The organism is Microbacterium longlingense (genome assembly GCF_058349825.2).
In genome coordinates, this window is record NZ_JBYRJA020000002.1 from 1 (window position 1) to 20,946 (window position 20,946).

Annotated in this window: 21 protein-coding genes and 1 pseudogene; 11 read left to right on the forward strand and 11 right to left on the reverse strand. The window is 68.4% G+C overall.

Features of this window, described 5'->3' with window-relative positions:
• Positions 1 to 136: 136 nt before the first annotated feature.
• Positions 137 to 673, forward strand: a complete 537-nt coding sequence (locus tag AC3RXY_RS02960; RefSeq protein WP_491509408.1) for a GNAT family N-acetyltransferase — start codon at positions 137 to 139, stop codon at positions 671 to 673.
• A gap of 14 nt (positions 674 to 687) precedes the next feature.
• Here AC3RXY_RS02960 and AC3RXY_RS02965 read toward each other — a convergent pair.
• Positions 688 to 1,555 (reverse strand): annotated as a pseudogene (locus tag AC3RXY_RS02965) (IS5 family transposase); the annotation flags it as partial.
• Positions 1,556 to 1,627: 72 nt separating this feature from the next.
• Between AC3RXY_RS02965 and AC3RXY_RS02970 the strand changes: the two are divergent.
• Together AC3RXY_RS02970 and AC3RXY_RS02975 are read left to right on the forward strand one after the other, a co-directional pair.
• Positions 1,628 to 2,008 (forward strand): PadR family transcriptional regulator, encoded by a 381-nt coding sequence (locus AC3RXY_RS02970; RefSeq protein ID WP_491509409.1) that lies wholly within the window; start codon positions 1,628 to 1,630, stop codon positions 2,006 to 2,008.
• Positions 2,005 to 2,175 carry a hypothetical protein gene (locus AC3RXY_RS02975; protein WP_491509410.1) on the forward strand — a complete coding sequence of 57 codons (171 nt, stop codon included), beginning with the start codon at positions 2,005 to 2,007 and terminating at the stop codon, positions 2,173 to 2,175. The genes AC3RXY_RS02970 and AC3RXY_RS02975 overlap by 4 nt, the downstream gene beginning before the upstream one ends.
• A 144-nt stretch (positions 2,176 to 2,319) precedes the next feature.
• On the opposite strand, the gene AC3RXY_RS02980 is transcribed toward AC3RXY_RS02975, so the two are convergent.
• The 6 genes from AC3RXY_RS02980 to AC3RXY_RS03005 form a co-directional block, all read right to left on the reverse strand.
• Positions 2,320 to 2,997, reverse strand: coding sequence for a TetR/AcrR family transcriptional regulator (locus tag AC3RXY_RS02980; protein ID WP_491509411.1), 678 nt, complete (start codon positions 2,995 to 2,997; stop codon positions 2,320 to 2,322).
• 18 nt (positions 2,998 to 3,015) lie between these two features.
• Positions 3,016 to 4,071 (reverse strand): ABC transporter ATP-binding protein, encoded by a 1,056-nt coding sequence (locus AC3RXY_RS02985; RefSeq protein WP_491509412.1) that lies wholly within the window; start codon positions 4,069 to 4,071, stop codon positions 3,016 to 3,018.
• Positions 4,072 to 4,112: 41 nt separating this feature from the next.
• Positions 4,113 to 4,334, reverse strand: a complete 222-nt coding sequence (locus AC3RXY_RS02990) for an ABC transporter substrate-binding protein (RefSeq protein WP_491509413.1) — start codon at positions 4,332 to 4,334, stop codon at positions 4,113 to 4,115.
• 200 nt (positions 4,335 to 4,534) lie between these two features.
• A complete protein-coding gene (locus tag AC3RXY_RS02995; protein WP_491509414.1) occupies positions 4,535 to 5,461 on the reverse strand; it encodes a TAXI family TRAP transporter solute-binding subunit in 927 nt (308 codons plus the stop codon).
• Positions 5,458 to 6,837 (reverse strand): sensor histidine kinase, encoded by a 1,380-nt coding sequence (locus tag AC3RXY_RS03000; protein ID WP_491509415.1) that lies wholly within the window; start codon positions 6,835 to 6,837, stop codon positions 5,458 to 5,460. The genes AC3RXY_RS02995 and AC3RXY_RS03000 overlap by 4 nt, the downstream gene beginning before the upstream one ends.
• An 8-nt stretch (positions 6,838 to 6,845) precedes the next feature.
• Positions 6,846 to 7,502 carry a response regulator transcription factor gene (locus AC3RXY_RS03005; RefSeq protein ID WP_491509416.1) on the reverse strand — a complete coding sequence of 219 codons (657 nt, stop codon included), beginning with the start codon at positions 7,500 to 7,502 and terminating at the stop codon, positions 6,846 to 6,848.
• Positions 7,503 to 7,712: 210 nt separating this feature from the next.
• On the opposite strand from AC3RXY_RS03005, the gene AC3RXY_RS03010 reads away from it, so the two are divergent.
• Positions 7,713 to 9,086: an MFS transporter gene (locus AC3RXY_RS03010; RefSeq protein WP_491509417.1), complete on the forward strand. Its 1,374-nt coding sequence runs from the start codon at positions 7,713 to 7,715 to the stop codon at positions 9,084 to 9,086.
• Positions 9,087 to 9,281: 195 nt separating this feature from the next.
• Here the strand turns inward: AC3RXY_RS03010 and AC3RXY_RS03015 are convergent, their stop codons facing one another.
• Positions 9,282 to 9,869, reverse strand: coding sequence for a pyridoxine/pyridoxamine 5'-phosphate oxidase (locus AC3RXY_RS03015; protein WP_491509418.1), 588 nt, complete (start codon positions 9,867 to 9,869; stop codon positions 9,282 to 9,284).
• Between the two features lie 428 nt (positions 9,870 to 10,297).
• Between AC3RXY_RS03015 and AC3RXY_RS03020 the strand changes: the two genes are divergently transcribed.
• Both AC3RXY_RS03020 and AC3RXY_RS03025 read left to right on the forward strand, forming a co-directional pair.
• Entirely contained in the window at positions 10,298 to 10,903 is a 606-nt protein-coding gene (locus AC3RXY_RS03020) for a hypothetical protein (protein WP_491509419.1), read from the forward strand.
• A gap of 14 nt (positions 10,904 to 10,917) precedes the next feature.
• Entirely contained in the window at positions 10,918 to 11,130 is a 213-nt protein-coding gene (locus AC3RXY_RS03025; protein WP_491509420.1) for a cytochrome c-type biogenesis protein, read from the forward strand.
• Between the two features lie 362 nt (positions 11,131 to 11,492).
• Here the strand turns inward: AC3RXY_RS03025 and AC3RXY_RS03030 are convergent, their stop codons facing one another.
• Together AC3RXY_RS03030 and AC3RXY_RS03035 are read right to left on the reverse strand one after the other, a co-directional pair.
• Positions 11,493 to 12,815: an MFS transporter gene (locus AC3RXY_RS03030; RefSeq protein ID WP_491509421.1), complete on the reverse strand. Its 1,323-nt coding sequence runs from the start codon at positions 12,813 to 12,815 to the stop codon at positions 11,493 to 11,495.
• On the reverse strand, positions 12,812 to 14,053 hold the full coding sequence (locus tag AC3RXY_RS03035; RefSeq protein WP_491509422.1) for a M20 metallopeptidase family protein: 1,242 nt from the start codon (positions 14,051 to 14,053) through the stop codon (positions 12,812 to 12,814). Before AC3RXY_RS03035 ends, AC3RXY_RS03030 begins: the two co-directional genes overlap by 4 nt.
• Positions 14,054 to 14,291: 238 nt before the next feature.
• On the opposite strand from AC3RXY_RS03035, the gene AC3RXY_RS03040 reads away from it, so the two are divergent.
• The 4 genes from AC3RXY_RS03040 (at position 14,292) to AC3RXY_RS03055 (ending at position 18,949) form a co-directional block, all read left to right on the forward strand.
• A complete protein-coding gene (locus AC3RXY_RS03040) occupies positions 14,292 to 15,320 on the forward strand; it encodes an Lrp/AsnC family transcriptional regulator (protein ID WP_491509423.1) in 1,029 nt (342 codons plus the stop codon).
• A 100-nt stretch (positions 15,321 to 15,420) separates the two neighbouring features.
• Positions 15,421 to 16,125, forward strand: a complete 705-nt coding sequence (locus AC3RXY_RS03045; protein WP_491509424.1) for a FadR/GntR family transcriptional regulator — start codon at positions 15,421 to 15,423, stop codon at positions 16,123 to 16,125.
• Positions 16,126 to 16,329: 204 nt separating this feature from the next.
• Positions 16,330 to 17,658: an MFS transporter gene (locus AC3RXY_RS03050; RefSeq protein ID WP_498224378.1), complete on the forward strand. Its 1,329-nt coding sequence runs from the start codon at positions 16,330 to 16,332 to the stop codon at positions 17,656 to 17,658.
• Positions 17,659 to 17,686: 28 nt separating this feature from the next.
• Complete coding sequence (locus tag AC3RXY_RS03055; protein ID WP_491509426.1) at positions 17,687 to 18,949, forward strand: alpha-hydroxy acid oxidase; 1,263 nt, start codon at positions 17,687 to 17,689, stop codon at positions 18,947 to 18,949.
• Between the two features lie 49 nt (positions 18,950 to 18,998).
• Here AC3RXY_RS03055 and AC3RXY_RS03060 read toward each other — a convergent pair whose 3' ends face one another.
• Positions 18,999 to 19,796 carry an AraC family transcriptional regulator gene (locus tag AC3RXY_RS03060; protein WP_491509427.1) on the reverse strand — a complete coding sequence of 266 codons (798 nt, stop codon included), beginning with the start codon at positions 19,794 to 19,796 and terminating at the stop codon, positions 18,999 to 19,001.
• Between the two features lie 140 nt (positions 19,797 to 19,936).
• Here AC3RXY_RS03060 and AC3RXY_RS03065 point away from each other — a divergent pair, with 140 nt between their 5' ends.
• Complete coding sequence (locus AC3RXY_RS03065; RefSeq protein ID WP_491509428.1) at positions 19,937 to 20,944, forward strand: ABC transporter substrate-binding protein; 1,008 nt, start codon at positions 19,937 to 19,939, stop codon at positions 20,942 to 20,944.
• The last annotated feature ends 2 nt before the right edge of the window (positions 20,945 to 20,946 follow it).

Here is a 20,946-nt window from a genome sequence, read left to right on the forward strand (position 1 = left end):
GGGGTGACGGCCGTTCTTCACCAGCCGTGATCCGCATACCAGACAGGTCGCCGAGTTCGACGGAAGATCCACGACTAGGCCGTGTTGCTAAAGGCTGAGTTCGGCTCTTATCTGGCTGCTGGGGCAGGATTGGGGCGTGAGTGTTTCGCTTCGCCCGTGGACCAGTGGGGATGCGTCCGCGCTGAGTGAGGCGTTTCGGAGTGCTTCCGATCTGGCGACTCAGTTCGGGGGCGCCGATCTGTCGACTCGGGCAGCTGCCGAGGCGTTCATCGACCAGTCCTTGCGCTTCGACGATTGCGTGAAGAACTGGGCTGTCGTCGAGGACGGTGTTGCGATCGGAAACGTCGGAGCGTCCGCGATCGAGTTTCGGCACGAGACCGCGTGGATGTACTACTGGCTTGCAGCCGAAGCGCGCGGTAAGAGATACGCGACAAGTGCGCTCATCGCGGTGGCCGAGTGGGCCTTCGAGAACGGGCTGTATCGGCTCGAGCTCGGGCACCGGGTGAATAACCCCGCGTCATGTCGAGTGGCGACTGCGTCGGGATTTCTCGCCGAAGGGGTCGAGCGGGAGAAGCTCCGCTACGGCAGTGTTCGCTACGACGTTGAGACGCATGCGCGGCTGGCGACCGACCCCGCCCCTGCACCGAATCTCGTGCTGTCGATCGCGGAGTGAGCGACGGCACCGCTGCTGAGCCAGTGGAGTGTCGCGGCGAGGCTGAGGCCGGCGTGGTAGTTGCGGGCGGTCTTGTCTGAGCGCATCGCGATCCCGCGCCATTGCTTGAGCTTGTTGAAGCACCGTTCGACGACGTTGCGGCCACGGTAGCGGGCCCGCTGCTGGTCGCCGAAGTCGATCGGGCGTCCGCGTCGCTTGCGGCGGTGGGCGATCTGATCGTCGCGCTCGGGGATCGTCGCGGCGATCCCGTGCTCGCGCAGCCAGGCGCGGTTCGCCTTCGACGGGTAACCCTTGTCCGCGAGCACCCGATCCGGCCTCGACCGCGGCCTGCCGCGAGCGCCCGGGACGCGGATCTCGCTCAGCGTTGCGGTCAGCATGCTGGTGTCCGCCGTCTGCCCGGGCGTGAGGATGAACGCGAGAGCACGTCCCTTCCCGTCGCAGACCAGGTGGTTCTTCGTCGTCAACCCACCGCGGGAGCGGCCGATCGCGTGATCCGTTGGCTCGTCACCGAATTTCTTGTAGTTCGATAGAGCCCTCTGTGACGCGGGGAAGGGTGGCACCGTGCTGATGCACGCGCACGATTGTGGAGTCGATCGACGCGATTCAGTCCAGGTCTCCGGACTGCTGCGCAAACGACTGCGTCCTCTCCAACGCCCGCGCCCACACGCCCTGCTCGGACCACCGATTGAAGTTCTTGTAAATCGTGTTCCAGTTCCCGAACCGCTCCGGAACGTCCCGCCACGGCGCACCAGTGCGAAACCGCCACGCCGTCGCCTCGACCACCGTGCGCCGATCCACCGGCGGCCGCCCCGTCGGCTTCGCAGCCGGGAACAGCGGGCCGATCACAGCCCACGCTTCATCCGAGATCACATCACGCGACACGCGTCCAAGACTCGCCCACGACGCACCAGCGGGGGTTTAGCAACACGCCCTAGTTAGATAGGCGATCTAGCTATGCAGATGGAACAAGCGGACGGCGCGGATCACGTCGCGGAGTGGCCGAGCGACTGGATGCGGGCGATCCTCGGCGTGCTGACGCTTCGCGCTCTGGAGCACGGGCCTTCGTACGGGTACGCGATCATCGCCGATCTCGAAGCCCACGGCATGGGCACGGTCAAGGGCGGCACGCTCTACCCGCTGCTCACCCGCTACGAATCGGCTGGGCTCGTCGCGGTCGAGTGGCGCCCTGGTGAAGCAGGGCCGGGGCGAAAGTACTTCTCGTTGAGAGACGCGGGACGCAGCGAACTCGAACGGGCACGCGCCGAATGGTCGCACTTCACCACCATCAGCAATAGCTATCTCACGGGAACACAAGCAAGGACGGACACACCATGAGCGCGACGATGACCGACAAGAGCTGGATTGACCTGTTCATCATCGAACTGCGCGTTCGTCGGGTATCTGGCACGGTGATCGGGGATGCCGTCGCCACGGTGAGAGAGCACCTCGCCGATTCCGGGCAGGGCGCAGATGAACCGCGTTTGACTCTGCAGCGCCGGTGAGTCACCGCCGCGTCGTGGAAGCCCGCCGCGCCAGAACAGGCAATAGGCGCCAGAACAGGCGCTTTGCCGCCGAAACGGCCTGTTCTGGCGCAGAGCCGGTGCGGGCCGTGAGGTGACCGCCGCGAACCGCTGGGGGAGGTGGTGTCAGGCCTGAGCTCTCCGGCCCTCGGCGCCGTCGAGGATGAGCGACAGTTTTCGGCTCAGCCAGTCCCGGGGCGGCATGAGAACGGCGTCGCGCATCGCCGCTCGTGCACGGTGCAGCGGCCCTGCATCATCGCCGCGGGGCTCCCACGACGACGCCATCTCGGCGCGCGAGGCCCCGGCTTCCGGCGTGTGGCCATCGAGTTTCTCCATGCCGAGCCGATGGTCGACGACGGTGTCGATGACGGTGTCGATGACGAGCATGGCATCGAGCATCGTGAATCCTTCGCGTTCGAGGTGCACGGCGAGGGCGAGGAGGATGTCCATGGTGCGTTCCGGCATGAGCCCCGGGGAGAGTGCCGTGACGACGCCAGGGTGCCCGGCGAGGGCATCCCACAGGCATTGCGCGTGGGCGAGGAGCACCACACGCCAGCTGCCCTCGACCGCTGGCCACGGGATCGTGTCGACCACGCGGTCCCAGGCGAGAGCGAGCATCGTCGGGCGGTCGGGGATGTGGCGGTAGACGGTCGCGGTGGTGACGCCGAGACGTTCCGCGACGAGCGGCACGGTGACATCGGCAAAGCCGATCTCGAGCACCGCGGTGAGGATGTCGTCGCGGGTGATCTTCGGGGGGCGTCCGATCAACGGTCCGCCGGTGGGCCGTCGCCGTTCGGTGGGCATGCTGTCAGTCCATCACAGTCACAAGCGCTTCGATAAGCGCCACCCCTCGCTCGCCTGACGCAGCCGCCAGAACGCGGCATAGGCGCCGCCCTGTGCGCGAAGCTGGTTGTGCGTGCCCCGTTCGACGACACGGCCGCCGTCCATGACGATGATCTGATCCGCCGCCGCGATGGGGGCGAGCCGGTGGGTGATCAGCAGGATGGTGCGTTCGCCGCGCAGCGCCATCAGGGTGCGCATCACGTGGGCCTCGGTCTCCGGATCCAGCGCGCTGGTCGGTTCGTCCAAGACGAGGATCGGGGCGGGGGAGAGCAACGCACGGGCGAGGGCGACGCGCTGCCGCTCCCCGCCGGAGAGCTGTCTTCCGCCGGCGCCGACGGCGGTGTCCCATCGGTCCGGCAGCGCGTCGAGCAGCGCAGCGAGGCCGGTTCTCTCGGCCACGTCGGCGAGTTCGTCGTCGGCGGCGGTGGGGCGGCCGACGATGACGTTCTCGCGGAGGGTGCCTGCGAACAGCACGCTCTCTTGGGAGACGAGCGCGACGTGCGAGGCGACGCGCTCTGCGTCCATCGTGCGCAGGTCGGCGCCGGAGATGGCGATGGTTCCGGCAGCCGGGTCGAGGTGGCGGGCGAAGAGGGCCGCGAGAGTGCTCTTGCCGCTGCCGGATCGGCCGACCACGGCGGTCAGGGAGCCCGCTTCGAGGCGGAGCGTGACGCCGTCGAGCACCGTCGACGTGTCGTAGCCGGCACGCACGTCTGTCGCGGCGAGAACCGGCGACGACGACGATGGCGACGGTGCGTGCGTCGCCGGTGGGGCGACCGGGAGCGGCTGCGCCGTCAGCAGCGCATCGATCTCGTCGAGGTGCCCGGTCGCCATCCGGATCGCTGCTCCGTATGTCCCCGCTTCCGCGAGGGGGCGCAGGGCGAGGAACACGGCGACCAGAGCGCCGACGGTCGCTGCCGTGCTCCCGCCCGGCTGTCCTGCGGCTGCTGCCGTGCCGGCGCCGACGAGAAGAACGATGAGGAAGGCGAGCTGCGTGATCGAGTGCGTCGAGGCGATCGCCGGGATGACGCTGCGCACCTGAGCGCGCTCGGCCCGGCGGTGCCGGTGGAACGCGGTGCTCAGCCGATCTCCATCATGTTGAGGGCCGCGTACTCATCGAGCACCACGATCTTCTGGGGGTCGACCGGCACGTTCTCCGTGGTCCCCGTCTCGTGGGTGACCGTGTACGTCTCGCCGGCGGGTTGTGTGTCGTCGGAAGAGCCGGGGTCGGCCGAGCATCCGGCGAGGAGGAGTGCCGAGACGCCGATGACAGCGAGAAGCCGGGGGGAACGGTGGCGCATGTGCTGTGGACCCTTCTGAGGGGCGCGACTTATGAGGCGCGCATATCGAAACAACTAAGGGATACCTTACCTCCATCGCGGGCGCGTGACGTATCCGCGCGGCGAGGCTCTCTCAGGCCGTCGCGCACCGACGAGATTGCACGGTTCGCCCGCGATGCCGACCCCGGGGATCGGTTCCGCCGGCTCGCGGGAGAGCCTCGTCAGCCGTAGCGCTGCCGGTAGCGTCGTTCGGCCGCAGGATGCAGGGGGACCGGGCTGGTGTCGATCAAGTTCGCCGGGGTCAGGTACTGGATACCCACGGACTCGGCGGTCGCGAGTTCTCTGCTGTCCTCGATGAGCGTGTCGACGAGCGTGCTGACGGTCGCGGCGGGAAGATCGGGGCGGACGACCAGAAGGTTCGGCATGCCGACGGTCGGTGTCGCCTCACGCACGCCGTACGTGCCCGGGGGGATCGCGGTCGAGATGTAGACGTGCGGGAACGCCGCGTTGAGCTCCGGCAGCGCGGCCCCGATATCGACCAGCGCCACGGGCACGCGTCGGGCGAGCTGATCGACCTCGGGGGTCGGAAGCCCACCAGACCAGAAGAAGGCCGCGATGCTTCCGTCGGTGAGCGCAGCGACCGAAGCGTCCAGCTCCAGCTCTGTTGCGATAACGGCCGCCGGCCCAGCGTCGAGACCTGCTGCGTGAAGGACGCGTCGCGTGGTGGCCGCCGCGCCAGAGCAGGAGGCTCCGATCGACACGGGGAGTCCCGCCAGGTCGGCGAGCGTCCTCACCTGACCTGTCGCGAGCGTCACGCACTGGAGGTAGTTCTGGTACACGCGGCCGATGGCGACCAGGCCCCGCTCTGTGGCGGTGACCGCATCGGCCTGGGCGATCGCGAGATCGGCGGTGCCGTCCGCGAGGAGCTCGAGATTCTCGATGCTGCCGTTCGTGGTGAGAAGCGTGAGCGTCACCCGCCGAGGTCGGAGGCTGTTGCGCAGGAGCTCACCGAACTGCAGGTAGTTGCCGCCGCGCGCACCGCAGCTCATGGTGACGGCCGGGGTCGCCGGAGCTCCGCAGCCGACGACGGAGAGGACCATCGTCGTGCCGACGCCGAGCAGAAGCCCCCGGCGGGTGAGGCCGTTCATGACGCGGCCCAGATGAGGCGAATGCGCAGGCCGCCCTGCACTGCGCGGTCGATCGTGACCTCGGCGTGGTTGGCGCGCGCGAGTTCGAGCACGATCGCGATGCCGAGGCCCGTTCCGGGGGCAGCGCTGTGGGCGGCGGAACGCCAGAACCGGGTCCCGACGGCGGCGAGGTCGGCCTCGGACAGCCCGGGGCCGGAGTCGGCGACCTCCATGACGACGCGGTGCGTGTCGCGCGCGAGGGAGAGCCATACCGTTGCCCCCGCACCGGCGTATTTGCGCGCGTTATCGAGGAGGATCTCGACGGCCGCTTCCAGGTCCCGTCGTCTGCAGGGCACCCGGACCCCATCAGCACCCGTCGCGACCAGGTGGACACCGGCGTCGCGAAGGGCATCGCGATGCGGCACGGACAGCGCTGCGGCCGACGTGCGGCACGCGCGGGCATCCGCGCCGGGGGATTCGTCGACGATCTCATTGGACCGTGCGGTCGCTCGGTGCTCCGCGTTGGCCAGCACGAGCATGCGATCCACGGTGTGCTCGAGCCGGTCGAGGTCCGATTCCACCGCGAGCAGGTCGGCGGCGTCGGCCGGATCGCGGGGGAGGGCATCGATGCGGAGACGGATCGCAGCGAGGGGGTTGCGGAGCTGGTGGGAGGCGTCGGCGACGAAGCCGCGTTGCTGTTCGAGAGCCTCCTGCACGGCGTCCGACATCCTCGCGAACGTGACGCCCAGGCGTCGCAGCTCCGGGGGCCCGGTCGGCATCGTCCGCCCGGGCTCTTGCCGGGTGGCGAGGGCGTTCGCCGCGGCGTCCAGTGCGAGCACCGGCCGCAGCACCCACCGTGTCCAGAACAGCGACGCCGCCAGGAGCGCGGCGAGCAGCGCCGCGCCGATCGCCGCGATCATGAGCCATCCGCGGGCGACGTCCGCCTTCGCCGCGGTCAGGTCGGCGGCGAGCACCACCACTCCGGCGGTGGGAGCCCCCTCGATCGCGAACGGCTCGGCGACGAGGGCGGTGTCGTCGCTCCAGGGCAGCACGGTCGGCACAGACCACTGCGGAACGGCGCGGGCCGCCGCGCGGATCAGGGGGACGACCGCGCCGTCGATGGTGAGACCTCCCGCCTCGGCGATCACGTTCTCTGTGCCGTCGAGGACCACGACCACGGCCTCCCCGTAGGTTTCGTTGAACCGCTGGAGATAGCTCTCCAGCGGCCCGCGGTCGTCCTGAGCCAGAGCCTCACGCGCATGCTGCACGATCAGGTCCATCGAGCTGGCGCGCTGGATGACCAGCTGCTGCGTCCGCGAGGTGGCCAGCGCGCCGCCGACGGGCACGAGGATCGCACAGACGGCGAGCAGACCGAACAGCAGGAGCGGCACGAGCACGCGCGTCCTCACCGGTCGTGCTCCAGCCGGTAGCCGAAGCCGCGGATCGTGGTGATCGTCACGGCTGGCACCTTCTGCCGGACCTGGCCGAGGTGCACGTCGAACGAGCGCGAGGTGGCCGCATACGCATCACCCCAGACCTCGTCGAGGATCTGCTGACGACTCACCGCACGGCCGACGCGCTGGGCGAGAACGGCCAGGAGGTCGAATTCGAGCGGCGTCAGTGCGATCTCCTCGCCGCCTTCGAGCACACGACGCGCATCGAGCTCCACTCGGATGTCGCCGATCTGAACGCTCGGCGTCGGCGTCTGCGGTGTGTACCGGCGAGCGACCGCGCCCAGGCGAGCCAGCAGCTCATGCAGGCGCACGGGCTTGACGAGGTAGTCGTCGGCGCCCAGCTGCAACGCCCGCACGGTGGAACGCTCGTCGCCCCGCGCCGTCACGACGATCACCGGCACGTCGCTGACGACGCGAAGCTGCCGGAGCACGTCGAGGCCGTCCATGTCCACCAGGCCAAGGTCCAGCAGGATGAGCTCGGCGTCCCGGTGGCGGAGCAGCACATCGCTGCCCCGAGCGACCCTGGTGCAGGCGTGCCCGGCCCGGGTGAGCGCGGACGCCAGCGCGGATGCCACCGAGCCGTCATCCTCCGCGATCAGCACCCGCATGAGTGACATCGTGTCACAGCGGCCTGATCTCTGGCCGGATGGGCGTGATCCGCGGGGCCACGGTCGGATGTGACAGGCGTGTGTAAAGGGGATGTAAGGTTTCGGCCCGTCGTGTCTCCGGGCCGTCAGGATGACCAACGGGCGCCCTCGACGATGCGGAACGCACGCGCATGCCGGGTCCGCCTCCCCTCGACAACGATCGGATCCTCCATGTCAACGACGACCACAATCCCGACGAGCCTGCGGCGTTCCGTCTCGAACACGCTGAAAGGCTCCGCCGGCAATCTCGTGGAATGGTACGACGTCTACGTCTACTCCGTGTTCGCGACCTACTTCGAGTCCCAGTTCTTCGACGCGGACGACAAGAACTCCACCATCTACATCTGGGCGATCTTCGCCGTCACCTTCCTGATGCGCCCGATCGGGTCGTGGTTCTTCGGACGGTTCGCGGACCGGCATGGCCGTCGCCTGGCGCTGACCGTCTCCGTGACGCTCATGGCGGCGTGCTCCCTGATCGTCGCGTTCGCCCCGACGGCGGAGAGCATCGGCGTCGGCGCCGTGGTGATCCTGGTGTTCGCGCGGCTGCTGCAGGGGTTCGCCACCGGCGGTGAGTACGGCACCAGCGCGACCTACATGTCCGAGGCGGCGCTGCCCGGACGTCGCGGATTCTTGTCCTCGTTCCACTACGTCACGCTGGTGGGCGGACACGTGCTCGCGCAGCTGACCCTGCTGATCATGGTCCTGACGCTCTCCCACGAGGCGATCGCCGACTGGGGATGGCGCGTCGCGTTCGGCATCGGCGGCGTCGCCGCCGTCGTGGTGTTCTGGCTGCGTCGCACGATGGACGAATCGCTCCAGACGACGGTCATCGAGGCCGCGAAGTCGGGCCGTTCCCGGCAGTCGGGCTCGATGCGCGAGCTCTTCGTCCACCAGTGGCGCCCGCTGCTGCTGTGCTTCCTGGTCACGATGGGTGGCACGGTCGCGTTCTACACGTATTCCGTCGTCGGCCCCAACATCATCAAGAGCGGGTTCGCGGGAGACGATGTCATCACCGGCACGATCATCAACCTCGTCGCGCTGACCACCCTGATGCTTCTGCAGCCGGTCGGCGGATGGCTCGCAGACATCGTCGGCCGCAAAACCCTCCTCGTCTTCTTCGGGGTCGGCGGTGTCCTGTACACCTGGTTCCTGCTGACGGCCCTGCCCCAGCAGGACAACGCGATCGGCGCGTTCGCCATCCTCGTCGCCGGCTTCGTGATCCTCACCGGGTACACCTCGATCAACGCCGTCGTGAAAGCCCAGCTCTTCCCCACGCACATCCGCGCCCTGGGCCTCGGTTTCGGTTACGCGCTCGCGAACTCGGTCTTCGGAGGAACAGCGCCGCTGCTGTACGCCGGTGCCATCGAGAGCGATCAGGTCGCGCTGTTCATCGGCTACGTCACCGCCGTCATCGCGGTCTCTCTCGTGGTGTACATCGTGTTCCTGCGGAACAACGCACCGAACTGGCTCGACGATGAGCTCGTCATGCAGGAGCGTGCTGAGGCGCGTGAGTCCCGGAGCTCTCGGGAGCGGTCGGCGGTCTGAGGAGCCACGCAGACGACGTCTGCGTCACCGCGGAGACCGCGTTCCCCGCGGTGCCCCCCACGCAGGGACACCGCGGGGAACGCGATCGGGTTGTCCTCCGCCTCGTCGCGGCCCTGGGTGGGCGTGGCGTCGGGGCGCCGTCGGAACCTGCGCCTGCACGCGCCCGATCTCGCCGGGAGGCCCGGTCGGCCGCGATCATCCGGCGGGGAGGGTGATCACGTCGTCGCCGCGGATGGCGGTGCGCGTCCAGCCTGTGCCGTCGCGCTGGTACACGATTCTGACGTGCCGTCGATCGGGGGAGCCCTGCCAGAACTCCACCCTGGCCGGCTGCACGCGCCAGAGCTGCCAGCCGTGCGGTGATGTATCAGCGCGGGCCGCGGCGCCGCGCGCGGCGTGATCGGCTTCGCTGTCGGCCCGGCTCGCCTCGATCACCTGCCCGCGAACGCGGACCGCGCGGACGATGGGCTGCCACCAGAAGTTCAGGGCCGCAGCAGGGCAGGCCGACAGCTGGGCGGCCTTTCGGCTGGAGGACGGACCCGCCACGGCCCAGCCGCGCTCGTCGACATCCTTGACGATGAGGGTGCGGGCGTCCGGAACCCCCTCGGCATCGACGGTTGCGAGCGTTGTCGCGTGCGGCTCCGGAACCCCGGATGCGATTGCCGTATCGAGCCAGAGATGGAACAGTGTCACCGGGTCATCCGGCAGGCGGGCCAGGTCCAGATCGGGTGCAACGCCGGTGAGGGCGGGGATGGCGCGGAGGCGGGCCGCGGACGCGCTGGTCATGGGTCCAGCCTGCCGCATCGCCGTCGAACCTCGGCCAGTGCACGGCGGAACCCATCGCCTGCACGACGAGATCGCCCGGCACGACCGGCCCGACGTCAGCTCGGCGCGCCGGACGGCGGTGGACGATTCTGGTCGTGTGCGCTCTCGCGGTGTTCCTCGTCGGGCTGGACACCACGATCGTCACCGTCGGGCTCGACCAGATCGGCCGCGGAATCGGCGTGGGCGCCGGGACGCTGCACTAAGCGACTGAGGCTGGACCCACTTTCTGGACATTGTGCCAAATTTGCCTGTTTCTGCGCGCGGACTCTGCAACTTGGGACGGGAATCGGCACGGGGTTTCGCACCAAGGGCCTGGCGGGTTAAACCTTCGAATGACACCGCGGTGCCATATGTCTCCCAAGCAGCGCCGCTCGATCAAGGAAGACACCATGAAACAGTTCGTTGCCTCAGGGGCACGCCAGGTCACGATCCTCACGATTGCGGTACTCGCTGCGGTTGCACTCGCCGTCGGGGTCCTTGTTGCCACGAACGTTGCCCGCGGTACGCAACCGACAGCGTTGGCCGCCACGGGATTCCAGTCACCGATCTCAGCGACCGCTGCAAGCCCCGGCGAGAAGATCTCCCAACTCACCTCGAACACGCAGCTCACCGAGGATCCGAAGACCCAGGAGCTTTTTGCTCTCCCGAATGTGGACGAGTCCACGGCAACGCTCAGTGGCAAGGGGCTGGACATCGATGGCGCGTACACGCGTGAGACCGCGAACGGATCGTTGATCCTCCACGTTCCCTTCGATGCGGCATCAAGCATTCTCGAGATCTCGGGCTCCACCGTAATGTTCGCCCCGAACAGCACGATCGCTTCGACCGGCGAGGTCGTGTACGAGCAGTCCAGCGAGGAATCGGGCCGCGTTGCGCTCTGGCAGGACGGCGAGTTGCTCACAACCCAGATCACCACCGCACCGGCAGAAGAAAACACGGGAGGCGCTATCAGATCGACCGCGGGTACATGCGTGGCGAAAGCCATGGAGGCGTGACAGGATTACGTCCCGTGAGCACCATCCGAAAGGCCCCGCTGAGAATTCGCGTCACTCTCGTTGCGATGATCCTCGTCGCCATGTGTTTGCCTCTCATCGCCCACATTGAACCGCTTCATGAGTACACCTGGTTGCTGTGGCTTGGCATGTTCGCACTACTCATCGCAGCGCTCGTGGTGGCGGTTCGTGACCTTCAACATCGACGAGCTATCGTTCAGAAGAAGTAGACGCCGAACCCACGACAGGATCTGAACCGGGGCCGGATTTTCCCGTCACCCGGAGGCGGAGGGGAGCCTGCACCAGAAATGGTTCAGGCTCCCCTTCTCGTCCCATTAGCCACCATTGCGGTGGGTGTATCCGGAGAAGTCAGCAAGTCCGCGAGCGGACTGTTCAGTCGATGGCGGGGTCCCGTCGCCGATGAGGTCGGCCAGGATCTCGCTAGACGCTATGAGTGGTTGAGCCGGGGGCCTTCGCTCGCGTAGACCGTGGGTTGCGGGCCGATCACACCCCAGATCTCATCAGAGATCTCCGTACGCGCCCTGCCTCAAGCAACGCCCGCATGCCACACATCAGCCTTTGGCAACACACCCTAGTGCAGCTCCACTCCGCGGGTCTCGGCGATCCGCGTCACGGTGAACGCAGAGACCAGCAGCAGCAGCACCGCGTAGCACGAGAACACGGTTGTCCCCGCGTCGCCGAACCAGCTGTTGAAACCCGCCTGGAGGAAGGCGGCGGTGCCGCCGAACGCCGCCACGGCGATCGCGTACGGCACCGCGACGCCCGTCGTGCGGATTCCGGTGGGAAACATCTCGGCGAACACCGCGGGCAGGATCGAGGCGGCGGCGCCGATGAAGATCAGCATCGACACCATGGCGACGAAGAGCTGCCAGGTCTCACCCTGCACAAGCCAGGTCAGGGGGAACTGCAGGATGGCAGCACCGACGCAGGCGATCAGCAGCACCGGCTTGCGACCGATGCGGTCCGACACCCAGCCCCAGAACGGCAGGATCGCGATGAAGCAGACGTTCGCCGCGACGCCGACCCACAGCGCGCTCGCCGGCTCCATGCCCAGGTGGGCGATCGCATAGGCCGGGGTGGACACGGACCAGACGTAGTAGCACACCGTCAGGCCCACGTTCAGGCCGATCACCTTGATTGCCTGTCTCCGGCTGCGCCAGACCTCCACCAGCAGCGGCGTTCGCGCGTGCGGAAGGGTCAGCGACTGCGTGTCGGTGAACTGCTTCGTCTCGCGGAGCCGCAGCCGCATGATCAGCGTGTAAAGCCCGAGCGCGCCGCCGATGAAGAACGGGATCCGCCAGCCCCAGGCGTCCATCTGCCCCGCGTCGAGCGCGACCGCCAGGATCGCGCCGAGCAGCGTGCCGAAGACGATGCCGCTTGTGCCGGACACGTAGATCAGCGAGCTGTAGAGGCCACGCTTGCGCGCAGGGGCGATCTCCGCGATGTAGGTCTGGGCGGCGGGCATCTCGCCGCCGTGGGCGAGGCCTTGAATGATGCGCGCGGTGACCAGCACGACGGAAGCCCATACTCCGACCGTCTCGAAGGTGGGGGCGATCGCGATGAGGAACGAACCCACCGAGGCGAACGCCACCGCGAGCGTCAGCGCGCTCTTGCGCCCGACCCTGTCGCCGAGGGCGCCGAACAGCAGCGCGCCGATCGGCCGGGCGGCGAACCCGACCGCGAACACGGCCAATGTCGCGAGGAAGGAACTCGCCGGGTCCTCGCGCGAGAACAGCTGAGTGGAGATGAACGAGGCGAACGTCGCGTAGATGGCCCAGTCGAACCACTCGACGGCGTTGCCGGCGCTGATCCCGAACAGGGTGGATCTCTGCCGAGTCGGTGGGGCCGGCGGAGTGTCGCTCCGCGCGGTGCTGCCGGGCGTCTGATTGGTCATGATCGGGGGCCTTCCTGCGCGTGGGACGACGCGGCGGGCGCGTCTGCGGGGAGCGTGCGCCCGCACTCCAGGCGCTGCATCGCGAGGGCCGCGTAGAGGGCGGCGCCCCGGGGGAGGGCGGCGTCGGAGAACAACACGTCCGGGGCGTGGTTGAACGATGCCTCGTCCGGTGCCAGGCCCTCCGCGAGCGCGGAGAGGAACAGGTAGGCGCCCGGCACGATGTCGAGCACCTGCGAGAAGTCCTCCGACGCCCCGAGCGGCTGCGTCATCTCGGTGTATCCGGCTGCGCCGAAGTGGTCGAGAACGGTCGCCACGGCGAACGCGGTCTCTCGCGGATCGTTCGTGGTGACCGGGTACTCCGGGCGGATCTCCACGCTGACGTCGAGCCCGTGGGCCTCCGCGATGCCGGCGATCAGGCGTGGAGCGGCGTGGGAGAGACGTTCTCTCGCTGCTGCGCTGAACGACCGGACGGTGGCCTCGATCCGCGCGGTCGGCGGAATGATGTTCCGCGCCGTGCCCGCGTGCAGCACGCCGACCGACACCACGACCGGGTCGAAGGCGCTGAACTCCCTGGTCACCATGGTCTGCAGAGCGGTGACCGCGGCCGCGGCCGCGGGGACGGGATCCTTCGCGCGCGCCGGAGTCGAGCCATGCCCACCGGCTCCGAGGAAGGTCGCCACGAGCGCGTCCGATGCGCTCAGGACGGGGCCGGGACGGGTCAGGAAGAGCCCGGTCGGTCCCACGTTGCTGAGCACGTGCAGCGCGTACGCGGCGTCGACGCGTCGCCCGGCGGCGTCCAGCACGCCTTCACGGAGCATATGTCCTGCCCCGTCGTAACCCTCTTCCCCGGGTTGGAACATGAAGACCACATCCCCGGCGAGCTCGTCGCGCCGCTCCGCCAGGAGCCGCGCCGCCCCGGCCAGCATCGCGGTGTGCAGGTCGTGCCCGCACGCGTGCATTGCGCCGGGGAGCTCCGAGGCGAAGGGGAGCCCGGGGGTCTCGGTCAGCGGAAGGCCGTCCATGTCCGCCCGGAGCAGGACGATCGGCCGGTCGGCCACGGGCAGTCCGGCGATGTCCGGCCGGGTCGAGCGGAGCACGGCGGTGACGGAGGAGAGCGCCTGGCCGGTGGAGATCTCGACCGGCAGCGGTTCGAGCCAGTCCAGAACCAGACGCTGGGTGCGGGGCAGGTCGAGCCCGATTTCCGGATGGCGGTGGATGGCGTGGCGTAGTGCGGACATCTCGTCCGTGAGGCGATTCGCCCCGTCACGGATCGAAAGGGAATCTGAGCGCATGTGACCTCCGTGTGACAGCGCGGGAGGGGCAGTGCAGCGCGGCGCACCCGCCGCAATCGACGACGACCGGGGCGGGTGCGACCGCTCTGACTTTCCCCCGTCCTTATCCTGAGATTCCCGCGCTTCTCGGCGCAAAAGACCGCGAATAATTGCGTAGTGCCACGTATGGAACGATAATTTCTGCATGGTTGACGCCTCGGTGAGCAGCATCGACCTGGATCTCGTTCACGCGCTCCAGATCGCTCCGCGCGCGAGCTGGGCAGACCTGGGGCGCGCTCTTAACTATCACCCGGCCACGCTGTCGCAGCGCTGGTCGCGGCTGCGGGAGCTCGGGCGGGCGTGGAGCCTGGGGCATCTCAGCGGCACGTACGGCCGGCAGTGCGCGGCCTACGTCGACATCGAAGCCGATCCGGCGACCCTCGAACGCACCCGGATCGAACTGTGTGCTCTGCCGGACGTCCGGTCCGTCATCTCGGGAACACGCCGGGCCGACTTCCTGCTGACCTGCATCGCCACCAGCTGGGAGGAGATGGCGACGCACGTGCTGCCGGCGATCAGCGGCGTCACCGGGGTGTGGCGGATGCACACCTCTCTGATGCTGCATCTGCACGCCGCGGGAGAGGATTGGCGGATCGACCAGCTCGATCCGCAGCGCCAGGCCAGGGTGCAGGCGCTGGTGCCCACACCGACATCGGAGAGCATCAGACGCACGCCCGCGCTGGACGCGCTCGTCGCGGTGCTCGAGGCCGACGGCAGAGCCCCGGTGAGCGCGATCGCCGAGCGCATCGGGTTTCATCCGTCCACCGCGGCCAGGGTGCTCAACGGTGCCCTCCGGGCCGGCTATGTGGCGGTCCGCTGCGAGGTCGCCCCCTACTGGGCCGGCTATCCGCTCACCGTTCTCTGGCGGGTCAGGCTCCCGCACGGCGCAGAGGCTGCGGCGCTGACGGCGCTCCGCTCTTTCCGCACCCTCCGGCTCTGCTCGTCGGTGACGGGGGAGGCGAACTTCCTCTTCATGATGCAGCTGCACTCGACACCGCAGATCGTCGAGATCGAGCGGCGTCTCCTCGAAGCGGTTCCCGAGGCTCGCGTTCTCGAGACCGCCGCCGGAATCACTCATCACAAACGCATGGGATGGATCCTCGATGCAGAGGGGCGCCCCACCGGGATGACGGCATCGCCAGCGCTCGGCCCGGAACCGCGGACGGCCCCCTGACAGCGGCACGCGATCCCGGGTGGGGCGCGGTGCGGGCAAGCGTTGCGCTGACCCTGCCGCGCGGCGGAATCGGACGCTTCCGGTGGGATACTGGGTCACGATGAGGGTCCACGAGACAGTGCTGCAGTGGGTGACGGATGAGCTGGTGAGCGGCCGTCTGCACATCGGCGACCACCTGCCGGGGGAGCGGACGCTGGCGGAGACCCTCGGTGTGTCTCGGAACTCCTTGCGGGAGGCGTTGCGCGTGCTGGAAGCACTCGGCACGCTGCACACGTCCACCGGGACGGGTCCCCGTTCCGGCACGATCGTCACGGCGGCCCCGGAGCAGGCGCTGAGCCTTGCGCTGAGCCTGCAACTGGCCACGCGGCAGGTCGAGCCCGAGCATCTCCTCCAGGTGCGCCTGCTGCTGGAGTCCTGGGCGGCCGGTCATTCGGACGCCGACCGGGTGGACTGGGCCCAGCCCGAACGTGTGCTGGACCGGATGGACGATGAGAACCTCGACGTGGAGGATTTCCTGCGCCTGGATGCGGAGTTCCATGTCCTGGCGTCCCGCGCGGCGGACAATCCGCTCATCAGCACGCTGATGGATGCGATGCGCATCGCGATCTTCGATCACACCCTGGTGCGGGCGCAACGCCTGCCCGACTGGTCCCGCACCGCGGCGCGGCTCCGCCGCGAGCATCGGGAGATCCTCGAGGCCCTGCGTGCGGGCCGGGGAGCCGAGGCGGCAGATCTTCTCGAAGCCCATATCCGGGGCTACTACCTCGAGACCGGTGACGAGTCGCCGCTCGACCACGCCGGCTGAGGGCGCTCGCATCGGCGACCCCCGGAGGGGGAGGCGTCCGTGCTGCCCCGGGTGTTGACGCTCGGGAAGGGCATGCGATAACTTCTTGTGGTCCGACCATGTGGTTGGACCACAGTTCCCGGTGGTCTCGCCCCGCGAACGATGCGCTTCGTCGCATCGCGGACCGGAGCAGGCCCGGTGTTCTCAAAGGGGAGAAAGAAGATGATGACGACGACGAATCAAGCGCCGGTGACGGGAGAGCCGCTCGCGGGCGACCAGCCTCCGCGCGGCCGGCTGAACTACCGGGTGCTCCTGGGGAGCCTCAGCGGCAGCACCATCGAATGGTTCGACTTCCTCGTCTACGGCACGGTGGCCGCCCTGGTGTTCAACCGGACGTTCTTCGTGACCGACAGCGAGTTCCTCTCGATGATGTTCGCGATGGCGTCGTTCGCGCTCACCTTCTTCTTCCGACCCGTCGGCGGTGTGATCTTCGCGCACATCGGCGATCGGATCGGCCGGAAGAAGACGCTGTTCATCACGCTCATGCTGATGGGCGGTGGCACGGTCGCCATCGGCCTGACCCCCGATTACAACGCGATCGGCATCGCGGCGCCCATCCTGCTGATCGTCTTCCGGATCCTCCAGGGCATCGGGATCGGGGGAGAGTGGGGTGGTGCGCTGCTGCTGGCATATGAGTACGCGCCCCGGAACCGTCGCGGCCTGTACGGCGCCGTTCCGCAGATGGGCATCAGCCTGGGCATGCTGCTCGCCGCCGGTGTGGTGTCGCTGCTCACGCTCATGCCGGAGGACCAGTTCATGGCCTGGGGCTGGCGCATCCCGTTCGTGGCGAGCGTCATCCTGGTGATGATCGGGCTGTGGATCCGGTCGCGCCTCGACGAGACCCCCGATTTCAAGAGGGTCAAGGAGTCGGGCGCCGTCGTGCGGCTGCCGATCGCCGAGGTCTTCCAGAAGCACTGGCGGGCGGTGCTGGTCTCCATCGGAGCGAAGGCGGCGGAGACCGGTCCGTTCTACATCTTCGGCACCTACATCATCGCCTACGCGACCAACTTCCTCGGCGCCCGCAACAACGTCGTCCTCACGGCGGTGGCGGTGGCGGCGCTCGTGGCGACCATCTGGATGCCGATCTTCGGCCGTATCTCGGACTCCGTCCCGCGGGCACTGCTGTACCGCGCGGTGACCATCGCCACGATCCTCTACGCCTTCCCGTACTACCTGCTGCTGAACACCGGCACGACCCTGGCGATCTTCCTGGCAACCGTGATCGGGTTCGGCCTGCTGTGGGGCAGCGTGAACGCCATCCTCGGCACCCTCATCGCCGAGAGCTTCAGCCCCGAGATCCGCTACTCCGGCGCAACGCTGGGGTACCAGCTGGGTGCCGCGATCTTCGGTGGAACGGCGCCGCTGATCGCGACCGCCCTCAACGAGGCCAGCGGCGGCGAGTGGTGGCCGATCTCGCTCTACATCATCTTCTGCGCATCCCTCGGGCTGATCGCATCGTTCTTCGTCAAGCACGTCGCCCACCGCGAGTCCTGACACCACCCCGGGCAAGGAGAATCACATCATGGTGAAACGGCAGCTCCCCAATCCACGCGACCTGTTCGAACTGATGAAGTTCCAGGCGCCCACCCTCGATTTCAAGAAGCGCCGTCTGGAGTCGGCGCTGACCATCGAAGACCTGCGGCGCATCGCCAAACGCCGCACGCCGACGGCGGCCTTCGACTACACGGACGGTGCGGCGGAGGGCGAGCTCTCGCTCGCACGTGCACGCCAGGCCTTCGACGACGTGGAGTTCCATCCGTCGATCCTGCGCGACGTCTCCGAGGTCGACACGTCGGTCACGGTGTTCGGCGGCCCGTCTGCGCTGCCGTTCGGCATCGCGCCGACCGGGTTCACCCGGCTGATGCAGACGGAAGGCGAGATCGCCGGAGCAGGCGCGGCGGGGGCGGCGGGCATCCCCTTCACGCTCTCGACCCTCGGCACCACGAGCATCGAGGACGTCACGGCGGCGAACCCGACCGGGCGGAACTGGTTCCAGCTCTACGTGATGCGCGAGCGTGACATCTCCTACGCCCTGGTCGAGCGCGCGGCGCGGGCCGGCTTCGACACCCTGTTCTTCACCGTGGACACCCCCGTGGCGGGGGCGCGGTTGCGAGACAAGCGCAATGGCTTCTCGATTCCGCCGCAGCTGACACTGGGGACGGTGCTGAACGCCCTGCCCCGGCCCTGGTGGTGGTGGGACTTCCTGACGACCCCGCCGCTGGAATTCGCCTCCCTCTCGTCCACCGGCGGCACCGTCGGTGAGCTGCTCGACTCGGCGATGGATCCCACGATCAGCTTCGAGGACCTGGCGATCATCCGCGAGCTGTTCCCCGGCAAGCTCGTCGTCAAGGGCGTGCAGAACGTCGAGGACGCTCAGCGCCTCGCCGGTCTCGGCGTCGACGGGATCGTGCTGTCCAACCACGGCGGACGCCAGCTTGATCGCGCCCCGATCCCGTTCCACCTCCTGCCGGAGGTCGTCCGCGAGGTGGGGAGCGATGTCGAGATCGCCATCGACACCGGCATCATGAACGGCGCAGACATCGTCGCGTCGATCGCGCTCGGTGCCCGGTTCACCCTCATCGGCCGTGCCTACCTCTACGGCCTCATGGCCGGGGGGAGGGCGGGCGTCGATCGCGCGATCGCGATCCTCGCCGACCAGATCGTCCGCACCATGAAACTCATCCAGGTCTCCTCGACGCAGGAGCTCGAGCCGCGCCACGTCACCCAGCTGGAACGCCTGGTGCCCCGGGCCGCTGCGGCCTCGACCGGTCGCGTCCCGTCGTGACCGCGCGCGTGGCGGCCCAGGTCCTGCGCCGTCACGCGCGACCCCGGCCTCACACCGCGTAGGCCTCCGCGACCGCCGGGTGATCGCCCGGACCGGACATCCGCGCCGTGTCCAGCGCCGCCCGGGGATCCCGCGCTACATAGGCCTCGGGGAGGCCGAGCTCGCGTCCGATCGCCTTGATCAGCCCGCTGCGGGTGGCGTACCCGGAGACGTGCGCGGCGACCGTCAGGTCATCACCCACCTGAAGCCGGCCGATCGCGATGTTGAGGCGGCTTCGCACCCGCCAGCGGCTGAACGACAGTCCCGTCTCCTGCTGGAAGACCCGCTGCACGTGTCGCACGCTCGTACCCTGGGCGCCGGCGATCTCATCGAGGGAGAGCTCGCTGGTCGCCGCTCGGGCGACGGCGCGCGCCACCGGGTGGGCCGGCAATGGCAGAGAGAAGTACGGGCGGACCATCGATTGCAACGTGCGGTCCAGGGCGAGCCGGAACGGACGCACCTGCTCCTCTGTCGCCGGTGCCGCCGCGAGCGCCGTGGTCATGATCTCGGTGAGCTCCGGGACCACGCCCAGGCGCAGTACCCGCTCGACCGGGGTCGTGGCGGGGGAGAGGAAGGGGCCGAGCACGACGCTGCTGGGGGCATAGCGCGCGGAGTGCGGCACCTCTGGTGCGAGCCACAGGTTCTCCTTGGCACGCAACCGCATCGGCGTCCCGTCGACGACGAGGTCGGCCGCGCCGGTCACGACGTGGATCAGGTGAGGGACGGCGTGGCTGTGCATGTCGTGCCCGATGAAACGGATCGAGTTCTCGGGGACCACCGCCGTCAGGTCCTTCGACGCTGTTCTCACCCGGCCCCCATTCCATGTCGTCTCCGGCGCGTTCGGATGTCGCCTGCGGAGCACCACGGACGTTCGTGGCGCTTAGGGTCACCTTATCTTCCTCTTCCGGCCGTCTGCCGTGAGAGAGCTCCACGACAGAAAGAAGTTCCATGCGTTCGCGCCTTCGTGCCCCGTTCCTCGCCGCTCTCGTCGCCGGCGCCGTCATCACTATGAGCGGATGCGCTTCTGAGCCCGCGCCGGAGCAGGCGACCGGGCAGGAGACCGAGGCGGCGGCGACGACCAGGGTCGTCGAGACCGAGCAGGGCGAGGTGACCGTGCCCACCGACCCGCAGCGGGTCGTGGTGCTCAACTACGCTCTGGCCGGGTATCTCTACGACCTCGACATCCCGGTGGTCGGCACGACCTCCGAGGACTTCGACCATGATGCAGCCTTCTCCGAGCTGTGGGGAGACGCGCCCGCGGAAGACGGGACGGAGCTCCTCAGCTGGGGCATGGACGGATTCGACTATGAGGAGATCCTCGAGCTAGAGCCGGACCTCATCATCGCGGGCGGACTCGGACTGCCCAACGGCCTGGCCGTGAAGGGATACGACCAGCTGAGCCAGATCGCCCCCACGGTGATCGTCGGCAAGACCCTCGCAACATGGCAGGATCAGTTCTCCTTCCTCGCCGAGGACGTGCTGGACCGTTCCGCTGATTACGACGCGTTCGTCGCCGCATACGACAAGCGTCTCGCCGAGGTGAAGGAAGCCATCACGGTGCCGGCGTCGCCGGTGGCGACGCTGACGATCACCGCGGACGGCACGCCGTTCGTGCTCTTCGAGGACCAGGGCATCGCCCAGACCCTGAGCGAGCTGGGCTTCGCGGCCGCCCCGGTCGTCGCCGACAACAACCTGCAGCCCTACACCGAGGGCGGCGACATGGCTGAGCTGTCGACGGAGCAGGTCGGCCAGATGCTCGCCAGCGTCCCCGGCCTGTTCATCACCGGCTTCAACGCGGACACCACAGACGTCGCGACGCTCTCCGCCCAGCCGGTGTGGGCTGCGCTGTCGGCGTTCACCGCCGGGCATGCCTGGGATCTTCCCTACTGGGCTGTGCGCAGCGACTACGACGAGGCCATGGCTCTGCTGGACGTCATCGAGAACCTGTTCTCCTGATC

Coding starts and splice junctions, on each gene's coding strand:
- AC3RXY_RS03010 (WP_491509417.1), top strand. CDS start 7,713: ATGTCAACGACGACCACAATCCCGACGAGCCTGCGGCGTTCCGTCTCG.
- AC3RXY_RS03045 (WP_491509424.1), top strand. CDS start 15,421: ATGAGGGTCCACGAGACAGTGCTGCAGTGGGTGACGGATGAGCTGGTG.
- AC3RXY_RS03055 (WP_491509426.1), top strand. CDS start 17,687: ATGGTGAAACGGCAGCTCCCCAATCCACGCGACCTGTTCGAACTGATG.
- AC3RXY_RS02980 (WP_491509411.1), bottom strand. CDS start 2,997: ATGCCCACCGAACGGCGACGGCCCACCGGCGGACCGTTGATCGGACGC.
- AC3RXY_RS02995 (WP_491509414.1), bottom strand. CDS start 5,461: ATGAACGGCCTCACCCGCCGGGGGCTTCTGCTCGGCGTCGGCACGACG.
- AC3RXY_RS03050 (WP_498224378.1), top strand. CDS start 16,330: ATGACGACGACGAATCAAGCGCCGGTGACGGGAGAGCCGCTCGCGGGC.
- AC3RXY_RS03065 (WP_491509428.1), top strand. CDS start 19,937: ATGCGTTCGCGCCTTCGTGCCCCGTTCCTCGCCGCTCTCGTCGCCGGC.
- AC3RXY_RS03015 (WP_491509418.1), bottom strand. CDS start 9,869: ATGACCAGCGCGTCCGCGGCCCGCCTCCGCGCCATCCCCGCCCTCACC.
- AC3RXY_RS03040 (WP_491509423.1), top strand. CDS start 14,292: ATGGTTGACGCCTCGGTGAGCAGCATCGACCTGGATCTCGTTCACGCG.
- AC3RXY_RS03020 (WP_491509419.1), top strand. CDS start 10,298: ATGAAACAGTTCGTTGCCTCAGGGGCACGCCAGGTCACGATCCTCACG.
- AC3RXY_RS03035 (WP_491509422.1), bottom strand. CDS start 14,053: ATGTCCGCACTACGCCACGCCATCCACCGCCATCCGGAAATCGGGCTC.
- AC3RXY_RS02990 (WP_491509413.1), bottom strand. CDS start 4,334: ATGCGCCACCGTTCCCCCCGGCTTCTCGCTGTCATCGGCGTCTCGGCA.
- AC3RXY_RS02970 (WP_491509409.1), top strand. CDS start 1,628: ATGCAGATGGAACAAGCGGACGGCGCGGATCACGTCGCGGAGTGGCCG.
- AC3RXY_RS03005 (WP_491509416.1), bottom strand. CDS start 7,502: ATGCGGGTGCTGATCGCGGAGGATGACGGCTCGGTGGCATCCGCGCTG.
- AC3RXY_RS02975 (WP_491509410.1), top strand. CDS start 2,005: ATGAGCGCGACGATGACCGACAAGAGCTGGATTGACCTGTTCATCATC.
- AC3RXY_RS03030 (WP_491509421.1), bottom strand. CDS start 12,815: ATGACCAATCAGACGCCCGGCAGCACCGCGCGGAGCGACACTCCGCCG.